Source organism: Spiroplasma eriocheiris (assembly GCF_001029265.1).
In the GTDB taxonomy this organism is placed as follows: Bacteria; Bacillota_I; Bacilli_A; order Mycoplasmatales; family Mycoplasmataceae; genus Spiroplasma; species Spiroplasma eriocheiris.
Genome location: NZ_CP011856.1, coordinates 551,448 through 565,250, shown reverse-complemented (window position 1 = coordinate 565,250; position 13,803 = coordinate 551,448). Strand labels below are relative to the sequence as shown.

General features: G+C 28.7%; 14 protein-coding genes and 1 riboswitch. Of the genes, 2 read left to right on the top strand and 12 right to left on the bottom strand.

Annotation, left to right across the window (positions count from 1 at the left end):
- Positions 1 to 137: 137 nt before the first annotated feature.
- The 9 genes from dagF to SERIO_RS02560 form a co-directional block, all read right to left on the bottom strand.
- Complete coding sequence (gene dagF / locus SERIO_RS02600) at positions 138 to 866, bottom strand: 2-dehydro-3-deoxy-phosphogluconate aldolase (RefSeq protein WP_047791345.1); 729 nt, start codon at positions 864 to 866, stop codon at positions 138 to 140.
- Positions 867 to 1,988, bottom strand: a complete 1,122-nt coding sequence (locus SERIO_RS02595; RefSeq protein WP_053040817.1) for a DgaE family pyridoxal phosphate-dependent ammonia lyase — start codon at positions 1,986 to 1,988, stop codon at positions 867 to 869.
- Positions 1,972 to 3,129 (bottom strand): amidohydrolase family protein, encoded by a 1,158-nt coding sequence (locus SERIO_RS02590; RefSeq protein WP_148553419.1) that lies wholly within the window; start codon positions 3,127 to 3,129, stop codon positions 1,972 to 1,974. The genes SERIO_RS02595 and SERIO_RS02590 overlap by 17 nt, the downstream gene beginning before the upstream one ends.
- 3 nt (positions 3,130 to 3,132) lie before the next feature.
- Positions 3,133 to 4,812 (bottom strand): DUF4310 family protein, encoded by a 1,680-nt coding sequence (locus tag SERIO_RS06450; protein ID WP_201773601.1) that lies wholly within the window; start codon positions 4,810 to 4,812, stop codon positions 3,133 to 3,135.
- Positions 4,812 to 5,657 (bottom strand): DUF4311 domain-containing protein, encoded by an 846-nt coding sequence (locus SERIO_RS02580; protein WP_073797398.1) that lies wholly within the window; start codon positions 5,655 to 5,657, stop codon positions 4,812 to 4,814. Before SERIO_RS02580 ends, SERIO_RS06450 begins: the two co-directional genes overlap by 1 nt.
- Before the next feature lie 12 nt (positions 5,658 to 5,669).
- The gene (locus SERIO_RS02575; RefSeq protein WP_047791344.1) at positions 5,670 to 6,020 is read right to left on the bottom strand and encodes a DUF4312 family protein; all 351 of its coding nucleotides are present in this window, start codon (positions 6,018 to 6,020) and stop codon (positions 5,670 to 5,672) included.
- The gene (locus SERIO_RS02570; RefSeq protein ID WP_047791343.1) at positions 6,013 to 6,378 is read right to left on the bottom strand and encodes an SFCGS family glycine-rich protein; all 366 of its coding nucleotides are present in this window, start codon (positions 6,376 to 6,378) and stop codon (positions 6,013 to 6,015) included. Before SERIO_RS02570 ends, SERIO_RS02575 begins: the two co-directional genes overlap by 8 nt.
- Positions 6,379 to 6,380: 2 nt before the next feature.
- Positions 6,381 to 6,695 (bottom strand): PRD domain-containing protein, encoded by a 315-nt coding sequence (locus tag SERIO_RS02565; protein WP_047791342.1) that lies wholly within the window; start codon positions 6,693 to 6,695, stop codon positions 6,381 to 6,383.
- Positions 6,696 to 6,786: 91 nt separating this feature from the next.
- The gene (locus SERIO_RS02560) at positions 6,787 to 7,596 is read right to left on the bottom strand and encodes a MurR/RpiR family transcriptional regulator (protein WP_079450783.1); all 810 of its coding nucleotides are present in this window, start codon (positions 7,594 to 7,596) and stop codon (positions 6,787 to 6,789) included.
- A gap of 122 nt (positions 7,597 to 7,718) precedes the next feature.
- Positions 7,719 to 7,818: riboswitch (TPP riboswitch) on the top strand.
- 74 nt (positions 7,819 to 7,892) lie between these two features.
- On the opposite strand from SERIO_RS02560, the gene SERIO_RS02555 reads away from it, so the two are divergent.
- Entirely contained in the window at positions 7,893 to 8,924 is a 1,032-nt protein-coding gene (locus tag SERIO_RS02555) for an energy-coupled thiamine transporter ThiT (protein WP_047791340.1), read from the top strand.
- 114 nt (positions 8,925 to 9,038) lie between these two features.
- On the top strand, positions 9,039 to 10,196 hold the full coding sequence (locus SERIO_RS02550) for an LVIVD repeat-containing protein (RefSeq protein ID WP_047791339.1): 1,158 nt from the start codon (positions 9,039 to 9,041) through the stop codon (positions 10,194 to 10,196).
- Positions 10,197 to 10,218: 22 nt separating this feature from the next.
- On the opposite strand, the gene SERIO_RS02545 is transcribed toward SERIO_RS02550, so the two are convergent.
- The 3 genes from SERIO_RS02545 to SERIO_RS02535 all read right to left on the bottom strand — a co-directional run bounded on the left by SERIO_RS02545 (position 10,219) and on the right by SERIO_RS02535 (position 13,762).
- Positions 10,219 to 10,632 carry a hypothetical protein gene (locus SERIO_RS02545; RefSeq protein ID WP_047791338.1) on the bottom strand — a complete coding sequence of 138 codons (414 nt, stop codon included), beginning with the start codon at positions 10,630 to 10,632 and terminating at the stop codon, positions 10,219 to 10,221.
- Positions 10,633 to 10,810: 178 nt separating this feature from the next.
- Positions 10,811 to 11,317, bottom strand: a complete 507-nt coding sequence (locus SERIO_RS02540; protein WP_047791337.1) for a hypothetical protein — start codon at positions 11,315 to 11,317, stop codon at positions 10,811 to 10,813.
- Positions 11,318 to 12,178: 861 nt separating this feature from the next.
- Positions 12,179 to 13,762: an MATE family efflux transporter gene (locus tag SERIO_RS02535; RefSeq protein WP_047791336.1), complete on the bottom strand. Its 1,584-nt coding sequence runs from the start codon at positions 13,760 to 13,762 to the stop codon at positions 12,179 to 12,181.
- Positions 13,763 to 13,803 lie beyond the last annotated feature (41 nt).

The window sequence follows — 13,803 nt, the reverse complement described above, 5'->3', positions numbered from 1 at the left end:
GTGATTGCTGCTTGGATTGTAATATGCTAAATATTTTAACACAATTAAGTACTAATAAAAATTAAAATCATTTTCAAGATTTGATATAAATTGTCAAAATTTAAAATAGAAAAAATAAAAAACTGGAAATCCAGTCTTTAATTTAACATTCTTTTTGTTATTTCAATTATTTTTGCAACATCTTCTGGTCTTGTTAATCCAGATGATTTATCAATAATTGCGGAATAAATGTGCGGAATAATTTTTTTAACCTTAGCATCTAAGGCAATTTGCAGAATTTCTTGATAATTTTCAAAATCAATTCCCCCAGTTGGTTCCAATCATAAATCTGCCTGGGCACAAGCCTCAGCCACAATTTTATATTCCGCACGGTGTTGTAAACCATTCATTGGAAAAAATTTAATTGATGATGCTTGCATTTCTTTAGCCATAGCTATTGCAGTCAAAACTGGCACAATCGCTGGTTCTACATGACTACTTAACGGTCCAGTTGATATCTTAACATAGCCTGGTTTCTCAGTTGGTGAAATTAGACAATTAATAATTGTATTCTCGCGGGCAACACTTCCTCTCGTATAACCAACAACAGGAAACACTTGGTTAATATGGCGCGGTAAGACTTGTCTAGCAATGTCAACTACCCGATAACATTGAGTAGGATCACCACTGCCTAATCCAATACTAGCAACATCGCCAATTATTTGATGAAAACTATTCACATAATTAATAGCATCTTCTGGATTTAAAAAATCTTTTGCTAAAATACCAATTAACACATGACCTTGTCCTGCTATTTTAATGTCGTTGGCATTATCAATATCTTTTGCTAAAACATTAATACAAACCCGATCTTTAATAAATAACATCTACTGTCCCTCCTTTTTAACATAATCTTGAATTAATGTCCCAATAACTTTGATATCCTCTGGTGCCAATGCGCGGGGGTCAATATAGATAATATTTTTATTAGCATAATTATTTCTGGTAATTAAAATAGGATCATTATTTTCAAAATAGTTAATTAAATCATTTGCCTTAAAATTGAGAATGTTTGGATCAATAATAATTTTAAGACGATACAATTCGCGGCCTGCTTCATCTTGTTCAACAACACTCTTGATTCCTGGTAAATTACTAATCATTACTTGTAATTGTTCTAATAGTTTAATTTGTCCTGGCACATCTAGTTTCCGGACTAAATATTCTTCAACAGCTTGTACTAAGCCCGCAATATTTTCTTTACCAATTTTCATTGCGCGAGCAATACCACCACTTTGGGCACGAATATAATCCAAGTATTTTTGCTTCCCAATAATTAATCCCGCGGTTGGGCCAGATAATGCTTTGGTCCCACTATAAATAACAACATCTGCCCCCTGATGATAATATTTAATTAAATCTTCTTCCGCGGCACAATCAATAATAATGGGCAAATTATGTTGATGAGCAGTGGTGATTGCTTCTTGTGAGGATAAGATTGATTTTTGAACGCAATGATGGGATTTAATATATAAAATTGCTGCACTGCGTGAATTAATTAAACTTGTTAAATGTTGCGAATCACACATGTTAGCATAACCAGCTTCCTTAACAACTCCGCCACCTAAATTTATCATCGTTTCAATTGCTCCCCCAAAATTAATATTATGACCTTTGGGTAAAATAATTTCATTGGGAAGTTCGTGATTTTGCAAGACATTTAGTTGTAAAGCATAATTATCTTGTGCAATCATTCCCGCCACACTAATAGCAATTCCACCCGCGGCACAATTAACAATGTGGACATCTTCCACTTGTAATAGTTTTGCTAAATAGCGACTTGCTTGAGCAACCAAATCTTTCATAACCACATAGTCTTGGCCAGCAGTAAGCATTGTTTGACCAACCCCATCGGAAATGGTCGAAACTCCAATAATAGACATTTTCCCTGCGGCATTAATCACTTTTTTTAAATTTAATTTTTGATAAAAACTATTTATTTTTTCCATATTTTCTCTCCCCTAATTCGATAATGCTATTTTTAACAACACACATCACCGGCTTAATTTCTTTTGTTAATTTAATTGTTTGTTCTTGTTGCATTCCCTCAGCAGCTAGTATTTCAACTTCTTTAATTTCAAAAAATGTAAGATCAGCCTGGTAATTAACGGCTAACTTTCCACAATGAGAAAATCCTAAAAAGATTGCTGGTTCAATTGTAACTTTGGCAATGATTTCTTTTAAAGATAATCCAAAGTATAACATTTTACTTAAAACATTTGCTAATGAATATACTGGTCCATAACAACGATTTTTTTGGTAAATATCACTACTAATAAAATCAGGACCATAATTATGAGCAAGGGCTCATTTAAAAGAAGCAAAACTAAAACTTTCGCTGCCATGACCAATATCTAATTTTAGTCCCCGCTGTAAAGCAGCATTTAAAAATTCAATTGTTAATGTATCTTTTTGAAAAATTCGATTTGACTTGCCATTATAAGCATGGGTGATAATGACATTTTTACCTGTTAATGCCAAAATATCATTAATATTTGGTGGTCCATTCCCAATATGAATCATTACCGGCACTAAATTATTATTATTCTGAATATTAATTGTTTTAACAAGCGGTAGAAGTTTATTAGTCCCAACAACACTCTTTGACATTCTTACTTTCAACCCCACAATAAAATCAGGATATTGCTGCAGCTTTTGAGAAATTAACTTTTCATCAATATTATTAAGATCAAGTAATTCCCCTTGGAAAGGAATTCCAATCTTCGCAACATTTAATCAACAATAAACTTTAGTTTGATACTTATCCTTACAATGATAAAATTCATCAACATCATTAGCTCCAACACTACCAGCATCAATAACGGTTGTTACTCCTTGGCGAACTCCAATCTCATCAGGGTCATCTGTATATAAAGATTGCTTTTCATAACAATGAGTATGAATATCAATTCAACCCGGGCTAACATACGCTTTATTAAAGAAATTATACTGTTCAAAATTAGCATATTGTTTTATATCAAAACTTGTCATCTTGCCAATGGCGATAATGGTGTTGTCGTTCGTACTAACATAAATGGACTGGTCATCAAGATCCAGAACATTATAAAATACTCGTTTAATGCTGTTCACCTCCTATGAAAATGCGGGAATCATTCCTAAAATCATTGCGCCTAAAATTGCACCACCAACTAGTGGTTTTTTAATTCACATAAAAATTCCCGCTCCAATGCCAGCGCCAATCCCAGCTAAAGGATTAAAAGTGGCAGCTGAAAAAATTACTAACGGTCCTAAGAATTTTCCAGTAGCATTCCCCGCTCCAATCATAATATCTGTTCCGAGTCCTTTGGCTTCTTTTGGTTTTAAGATGCGAATTAAAATGATGACAACACCAATAATCATTCCAATTACTGCTCCTAATAATAAAGCCAAGAATGGATTGTGCATTACAAATGCTAACTTATTTGAGGCAAGGAAAACTGCGGGAACCCCAATTCCAACTCCAGTTAAAATTGAACCACCAACATCTAAAATTCCAACTAATGGTCCTTCTAAAATCCGGGCAATTAAAAATCCAACAGCAAAACCCATAGCGGCAGTATAGTCTCCGGTTACTAACCCATTTTTTAACATAGCAACCACAAAAATTTCATTTAACGCACCAATTCCTTTTTGTACGAATAAATATGTTGATAATACTACTCCAGCGCTTAACATCATTGTAATGATAATAAAGAACCAGTCTTTCAATAAGATTCTTTCAATACGATTAAATCCGCGTAAAAAATTTGATTCTTTACTATTAATACTTTCTAGATTTTGACCAGCAACATTTGCTAATAAATTAATTTTTTGTGCTAACCATTCTAACTTATCATTTGCTTTTTGAAACTGATGTTCTACTTTATGATAATAAACCTTAGTTTTTTTAAACTCTCATTTTAATTTAACATTATTAAGTAAAACTTTTTTACTCTCAGCATATTGGGAAAGTTTTTGACCAACAATAGTGTTTTCACTTTCCAAAGTAGTGATGATTGTTAAATTATGATCAAGAGTAAGTTGTAAATTAACTTTACGGTTGGTAATTTTTTCAATTTGACTTTGATATTTTTTTATTATTGTATTATACTGCACAATTTTTTTATTATTAATCTTATCAATTTCTTGTAACTTAGTTACTAATAATTCTTTGCTAACTTCAGAGTTTAAAACTTCGGGATTATTTAATAACTCATCATATTCATTTTTAATAACATTGACATGTTCTGTTAAAAATGTCTCTTGCTCAAATATAACTTCAGCCTGTTTTTCAGTTAAGATTGTTTCTTTAGCTGTCAAATTATTGATTAATAATTTTAGTTTTTCATTTTTTCGACACAAAATTTTATATTGATGGATAATTTTCTTTTTTGATTTAATTTCTGAATAATTTTGCTTGTAATCTTTAATATATCCTTTTGCATCCTTAACTAAAGTTTCTGCTTGTGATCACTTAGCATTAATTTTTTGGTAATGCTTAGTCACCTTTTCCAAGTTTTTTTGAGCATTAAGAACATTCTCTTGTTGAAATTCATATTCTGTTTTTAAAATTTCAGCTTCCGATAAAGTTTTTGCTTTTAACTGGCGAATATTTTTTTTCAAACTTTTAATCGCATTGCGGATAACTAACCGCTTATTAAAATCTTTCTCATCTTGCAATTTATTTTGATGAGCAGTGATTTGTGCTTCATAAATTAATAATTGTTTTTTTATTTTATCTGTTTTTTTGATTATTGGTTGTAATTTGTTTGAATTATTTAAATCTCTCATCATTATTGTACCTCATCTATAATGCCAGGGTGAGATGTTAAATTATATTCAATATTAACATGCCCCAGTTGGGCCAAGTCTCCTAGCATTTTTAATCCAGAAGCTTTAACAGGTTTTAAATGAATAATATCATTTCACGTAATATTACGAAAATAAGCAATTAAAATAAATAACACAATAGTTAATACAAACAAAACTCAAAATTGGACTGATAAAATTCCTTTTTGATCTCACGATGAACCTACTAAGATTCCTAACACAATTCCGGGAATAGCATTTCCGGAAATAAATTGTGACAATACTCCAAAAATGATTGCTGGTAGTCCAATTTTCTTCCCCGCATCTAATGCCGCAATTAAAAATAACACAGGCATAATATAATTAAATAAATAATTTGCCGCTGGGGATAAAATTCCACTAGCAATGGAAGATAATTGTCGAGGAATATAACTATAAATTGTAATCATAATTGGCATCACAACAATCCCAATGATCATTGAACCAACGCCAACCATTAATGGTGAACGCATTACTTGAAAGGTATCTTTTTTACGCGTACATAGTTTTGCTAAGGCAATTCCTCAGTTAGTAATAATTCGATGAATAACATCTTGGGTCAAAGCACCAGTTCCAATTGCCGAAGCAGTTGAGTTAAAAAAGAAACCTAAACCAAATGCAAAGTGCGAAACTGGATCACCATTACAAGCATTAATTTCTCCTAATGTTCGGAAAGTTCCTAGCGCCTGTTTTTCTGGAGCATGAAACATTCGTGCGGTTCCAATTCCAATTGATAAACCAACCAGTGCCCCAATAATAATTGCAATAATAACAGCAATACCTAAACTCATCTTGGCAACTTCCTAAAATATTTCAAGATATTTTGCTCGCACAATAATTTTCAATTTAATTTCATACTTAAGTTTTTTGTGGGGAAAAAAAGTTCCTAAAAACCGTTGTGATTTTAATCCACTATTATCAGATAACTCGACAACATCTAATGGTTCTAAATGAATAATAAAATTATTAAATTTCTTATATGCTAATTTTTTCATTTCTTCAAAAGCATTATTATATGCTTCACGAATTTTAAGACCCTTCCCCGTTACAATTAAATCAGTTTCTTCAACTTTTAAAATTGATTTCTGGTCTTGTTGATAAGTATTTATTAAAGAGGACTGTGATGATTGGCTTTTATCTTCGGGACTAATCATTTTGATGAACCTCTAATCAAGCAGAGGTTAATTTTTCGCCTAACTCTTCAGTGTCCATAAATCCAAATCCTAATACTTGGATACCTTGTTTAATTGCAGTAACTCCTTCGTCAACTGACCGTAAATGATCAACTGCTTCGTAATCAAATTCATTAGCGGCGGTAATAGCCCCAGCTCCGCCAGAACCACAAAAACTAATTCCTAAATCAGCTTGAACTTCGTTCATTACTTGCCCTAACTTCATATCAGCTAGCATCCCCTCAATAACAATTGCAGTTCCTCCCGCAGTTTCAACACCCGCTTTAACATTAAATCCTTGACCCATTCGGTGGCCAATAACTACTAGTGGTTTTGTCATTTTTAAACCTCCTCACAATTTGCAAAATGTGTTGCTACTAAAAAAATTTCTTTCTCACTAATTTTAAAATCTTTTTCACCTAATAACTTTAATAAATCATTTAAGAACTGCGTTGCTAATTTGATAAATTCTGGTTTAATTTGCGCTCTAATTTCTGATGTCAAATCAAATCCCAAATCTTGGTGGTGGTAAAAACGATCAATAAACGTTAAAATATGATTTTCAAAAATATCATATCTATTAGCCACTATTTTGTATTGATCCGCTGTTACTAAGTTTTTAATCACCATTTGTGCAGTACTTTTATCCACACCCATTAAAATCTATCACCTCTTTTCCCTATAATAAGTTTAAAACTAAACAAAACAAAAAAAGTTTCATTATTTATTTTTAAAGTTGAAACTTTTTTTATTTTTTTAAAAAGGTATTTTTTAAAATATTAGTATAGTATTTTTCTTTTGAGGCAATAATTTGTTCATAAATTAAATCTAACACATATAGCATTGCATAACGTGTTGACTTTGTAATTAAATAATTATCATTCGGATTATAACTAAGATTTAAATTATAATCTCCTAGTTTTTTTAAGTGATTCTGCAAATATTTGCTAATTGTAAAAATAACAGCATGGTTCTTTTTGGCCTGCTTAACTAAATTTAAAACACTTTTGGTTTCTCCCGATAAGGATAATGCTAAGACAACAAAATTCTGGTCAATAATTTGACTAAAAATTAAATTGTTTTCATGGTCTTTATTAAAATAAGTTTTAATACCTAGTCGCAATAAACGTGAATAAAAACTTTCCATTCATAAGGCTGATTCACCATAAGCAAATAATAAAATTGTCTTATTACTATTCACATAGTCAACAAATTTTTGAATAATTTCAAAATTTAATAAGGTATTAGTCGCATCTAAATTAGTTTTAATTTTAGTTAAAGTATTATCTAGCTTATTATGATTATTTGGGTGCTTATTAGTATTAAAAGATGTTAAAATAATGATTAATTCTTTATAACCTTGTAGACCAATTTCTTTGCACATTCGAATAATTGTGACCGGAGAAGAAAAAGTTGCTTTTGCTAATTGGTTAATATTATAATTATTAATTTTATTCAAATGATTAATAATAAATTCACTGATAAAAGAAAATTTATTTTCATTATTTTTTAAATTTTCTAATTTATTAATTAAGTTATCATAATTCATAAATCCCATTGTCTCCTCATTATTTAATTGTTTACCCTTTACTTATAAAATTATCATAAATTATCCTAATTATTGTTTTTTTTAACTACTAATATTATTTATTATTTTTAAAGGTTATGTTAAGATATTTTAGTAATTGACAGAGGTAGTTTATTAAATAATAAACTTGAGAAATACTCTTCGAACCTGATCTAGTTAATACTAGCGTAGGGAGTTCAAATTATGATGAATTAATTTTATATTCTATTATTTTGTTCTCTTTCTCATGTTAATTACTATGTAATTATTGTGTAAGGAGTTTTTTTATGGAGCAAACCGTTGAAAATTTTTATGATGCCAAACAACAAAAAATAATTTTATGGACCGCTAAGATCTTTTGCATAGTTCCCATTGTTTTGTATTTAGTTTTTCTAGTTTTATCAGCTAGTTTAAATGCAACGCTACTTAGCGATTTATTGCATATTAACAACGATGAAAACTTACAAAATATGCAATTATTTTTAATTTGTTTTTGTAGTTTTGGATTAATTTTTGCAATTTTATACGCTGTGAGTTCTTGAATTTGTAAATACGATGAATATTTAAACTATAAAATGCAGTTTATTTTACTAAGTATCTTTAGTTTAAATATTTTAAATTTAGTTTTAAATATTACAATTTACAGTCAAGAATTAAAACCACAAGATACCATTTTTAAAGATAAAACTAAACAAAAAAAATTTTGACAATTATTTGGAATTAGAAAATGGTACACCTTTGATTATGTTATCATTGCATTATTTGTAGGAATTACTTTAGCATTAAATTATATTGAAAGTTATCTCTTACCCCAATTACCAAATGGTGGTGGGGTTGCTTTAAAATATATTCCATTAATTATATTAGCTTTTATTCATTCAAGTTTAGCAGGATGAATTTGTGGAGCAGTTAGTTCACTATTAGCAATTTTATTTATTCAATCAGGATTTATAATTTCACCATGATCATTTATCCTAGATTATTTTTTGCCAATGACAACTCCCTGCTTAGCAGGATGAATGCGATTTAAAGTTACGAATGATAAAAAATATATTACTTATATTAACTATTTAATTATGTGTATCACAATTATGCTAATTATTTACTTTTGACAAATTTTAGCTGCAGTAGCAGTCTGAAACGTGTTATACCCAGATGCAATTTGAAAAGGTTATGCCGGATGATTATATGCGTTTGTTTATAACTTTATTCATGTCTTCTTATTTACTTATCCGCTGACCCAAATCGTGGTGCCAATTGCTCTACGTGGGCTAGCTCCTGTATATATAAATCGCTTTCAACAGCATTATGGTTATTAGTAAAATATTATTAATAACTAAGAAAAGTCTAAAAAGGTTATTAATTAATAACCTTTTTTATCTTATAATGAAAATGAAGAAAGACTTTTCTTCAGAAAGGATGCGGAAAACATAATGAAAAAATTAATTAATTTATTAATATCCTTAAGTATCAGTGGGGTCATGACTATAAGTCCATCTTTTAAAAACCAACTTCATAGTCATGTTCATGACTCTTTGAAGGCATTTAACCAACATTGAACAAATCTCGGAAAATTTACTTTTAACAAAACAAAAATTAGTAATGGTAAAGTAGTTACTTACAAAATTGGAAATAACAAGGATTTATATTACTTGGACTTAACAAATCCAACTAATCCTATTAGTAAGTTACTCTTTAAAAATCTTGGAATGTATAAATTTGTTTCACCAAATGATAACATTTTAATTGGTTATCAAATTGGAGTGTTCCCAAGTACCTTACAATATTTTGATTTAACCGATATTAACCATCCCATCATAAAAAATTTAAATTTTAAAAATAATATTTATAACCTTGGAGTATTATCATCAACACAACTTATCGTCAATGCTGACATAAATAATAAAACTCAATTATTGACTGTTGATATTCAAAATCCCCAACAACCAGTTTATAGTCCTGTTAAAGTAGGACTCCCTAATATTTCTGCTATTAAAGCAATTAGTAATCATGAAATTTGACTAACAACTCACGACCAGGAATTATACTATTTAAATTTTAGTAATCCTCAGCAACCAATTTTAGTACCATTAAAAATTAAAGTCAATAATATTAATGAAATAAATAATATTTTACCATTAACTAATAATACTTTTATTATTAGTGATCTCAATAATAATATGTGATATTTAAAAATTAATAATTCGCAACCCGAATTAACTCCTTTGCATCTAAAAGGATTAAGCTTATTAAGTAATTCTTTTATTGCAATTAATGATCATCAGATGTTTTTTGTGGCACCAAATAATTTGACCTTAACATATGTTGATTTTACCGATTTAAATTATCCCCTCTTAATCCCTTATCAACAATATCAAAATGTTTCTCAAATTGTTAAAGTTGATCAAAATGGAATTTTAATTAACCAAATGACAGGTAATCTTACTTATCTTGATATTAGTAATTTACAAGATTTAAAACCAACAAATTTAACAAAGCAAACCTTAAATATTCCAATTCTTTCGTTAACAAATAACAACTGACTAATTGTTGATGAAACAGGAACTAATTGGTTAATCTATAATAATTAATAAAATAAAAACTCTTAATAAATTAAGAGTTTTTATTTTTAGCTCAAATTGCTGATACTTCTTTGATTTTCATATCTTTAGCTTTAATAATTTTATTACTTTTAACATTCAGTGGCTGTTGAAATTCTTTTTTATTACCTGATTTAATTTCACCATGCACTGCTGCTTTTCAATCATTTAATGTTCCCTTACGTGCTTTTGCATTTTTTCAATGCATTGCTAAACAATTATTAACCTCAACTTCGCCACCTTTTTCGACAGGAACTAATAAATCAATTACTCACCCAAATTCTGTTTCCTTATTAAATTCAGTGATTTTAATAAAAGCTCCGGCAATATCTTTACGAAATAAAGTATTATTTCGTCCCCCGGCTGGATGAGTGTTATCTCATATCTTTCTTATTTCTGGCTCTGTTAATTTATAATTTTTTGCCATAAAAATCTCCTCTTTATATTTAAAACTATTATGTTAATTATATAATATTTTTTGCATAAAGTATAGCGACCCGCCTGGTTTTCCGAAGGTTATTCATTCAAAATTAGGGTCTAACATCATGGTTAACATTTTTTTGCTTAACATTTAACCAATAAATAAAAAAATATTTATTAAAATTTTATTTTTGGGCATTTAGGTCACTTGTTTTACGGACCAGAAAAAATACTTTTAAAGCAATCACCGCTAATAAACCACTACTAATATCAAAGATGACTGCTAAAATAGTAGCAAAATAAGAGAAACGAACATTTTTTCATAAAACAGTTAAGGATACTAAACTAAGAATTTCAAAAATTAAGCCAATTAAACCAATAAAAAAACTAAAAAAATCTAGTTGGAGTGAAGTTTTTTCTAACTTCAAAATCTTAACTGTTGCATGGTTATTTTGTTTAACTTGTAAATGCTTAGTTCCAACAATAAAAGCAATTAAAACAAATAACATACTAGCAATGTCAAAAAAGATCGCCCCAAGCGTAATATCATAGGATAAAATTGTATTATTTCAAAAAGGCTCGAGGGATAGCAAACTAATCATTCCACATACTGAACCCACAAATCCTAAGACAAAACTAGCAGTATCAGTTAAAATAATAACATTCCCAAGATTTCTAAAGATTTTTTTCATGTCTTCTGGTATCCTTATGTTCCTTGCTATTAATGTAAATAAACCTATTTTATGATTATAAATATTTTTAACAAAAAAACAAGCACAGTTTTTACACCCAAAAGAATAAAAATTATTTAATTAAAGTATTAAAAAAACGTCCATATTTTAATAAACGTTTTATAAATTAAAAATATTTATTTTTTGATCATTTATTCTTAATTAAATTAGAAAAGTAATTGGGAAAATTATAAAAAGTCCTGAGAAGAAAAATCTTTCTTGCAAAATTAAAACTTTGTTAAGAGTCACGTTAATAAAATGTAATATTTTAATAAGCTTGTCGTGTTATTAAATTAATATTTTTTATCAATTATATTTGCATAATGCTTAAAAATATTATTTTATAAATTAGAAAAATTAATAGCCAAGGATATTTTTAACTTAAACAATATTATTTAACAATATTAATTCTAACTCTAACAGGGTCATCTTTAAACTAACTATGTTGCATTGGTGTTACAATAAGAATGGATTTGATTCTAAATAATATTTATGACAAATTAATTTTGATTATAATTTACGTTTGGCAAATAAAGAATTAGCAGAATTAAGGTGGAATCGTTTTTACTTGCTTGAATAAAATTACAAATAATAAATCGTATTATTTTTAAAAATATGGTCTTGGTTACTATTTTTCATTTGTAAATAGGTAAAAATGATTTAGTTAACTTAAATAACCAAATCGATAAAAATTATTAACTTTAATGTGTTACCTATTTACATTTTTATTTTAACTCTTTTATATTTAAAAAACTTACTTTTTTAGAAAAATTTCTACTAATTTTAGACATTTTTTCTATATTAAAAATCATATTTTATGTGCTAAACATTTGTAACTTTTTTAACAAACACAACATCCTGCAAATTAAAATTATCCGGGGTATCAATTAACTGATGATGGTATTTTTTTCAATAAAACCATAAAATGGGAATTAAAATTCCTGCACAAATAAAATCTGTTAAACCAATTAAAATAAAAAATCAAATTGGATTACCAGTTGCAATACTTATTCCATAACCAATTGCTAAACATGGTAAAGCAATTACCACTGAGCGTAAACTATTAGTAAAAGTAGCCATCATTGATTTATTAATTCCTTGAAATAAAGTTAAACATATAAAAGTTAATGAACATGTTGGATAAGCCATAAAATATATGCCAACTCATCAATGGTATTGCGCCGCATCTTGGCCGGGAAAAGCAAACAACTTAATCATATCACTGGCAAAAATCATAATTAAAATAAAAATTAAACAAAACCAAATTATTAAAACTAAACTAACTCTTTTTAGAACTTGTCAAATCCGGTTATATTTTTCAGCCCCATAGTTATATGCAATAATTGAACGGGCCCCTTGGGTTAACCCAAAACCAACAGAAATTATAAAAGTTATCCAAGGATTAATAGCTGCTATTAATTGTTGAAGAATAGCAATATTATTTTCATACTTTTGATTAGGGAGTAGCACTGCTAAACTAGTTGCAACATAAGAAGTTAACATAAATGATAAACTAATAATAAAATTAGGTAGTCCCGCCTTCATAAAGTTAACAACATTATTTCATTTTATAAAAAATAAATCATATTTACTAAAGCGAGCATTACTATGTTTAAAACAAAAAATTAGAATTACTCCCCACACAAATTGAACAAAATACGAAAGCACAGTTCCTAACATTGAACCAACCATTTTTAAATGACAAACTTTCATAAAGAAAATGCTGCCTGCACAATTTATTAAAACAGAGGTTACAATTGACATAATAACTCAGTTCATTTTTCCTTCACTACGCAGCATTGATAAAAACCAATAACTTAAAAACATTAAAGGTGTTGATAATAAGAGCGGATATAAATAACTCCAACATAGTTGTTCTGTGATTGGATTGTAATATGATCCCATCTGACTAGTAATTAAAATAGCATGCCATTGGGGAAAAATTATACAAAAAATTATAAATGCAACCATAATTGAAAAAATAGTTGTGGTGGCAAAACCATTCCCAGCAATTTCCTTCATTTTTTGACTATTACGTTGTCCATAGGCAATAGAAAAATTCATTGCACATCCTAACCCAATCATAATACTAAACGCTAGAATTAAATTATTTACTTGCATTGAATATTGGGTTGCAACATTAATAAAAGAGCGCATTTCATTATAAGGAATTATTGTCACAACATCTGGCCCGTAAAAATGATTAATAATATTATATTGGTTAACATATCACGAATCATGCATTAAGTCAGGAGTGGCATATACTAGCGCTAATTCTTTATCAAGAATATTATATGCACCTTGAATTACCATAATTAAAACAGTTGGTAAGCAAAAATATAAAATAGTAATCCATGGTTTTGCATAGCGAAACTTTTGCTCATTTTTAGTCATCATTAAGCTCATTAGCCATACCTCCTTACGCGTTAAATATAAAAAGAACACTA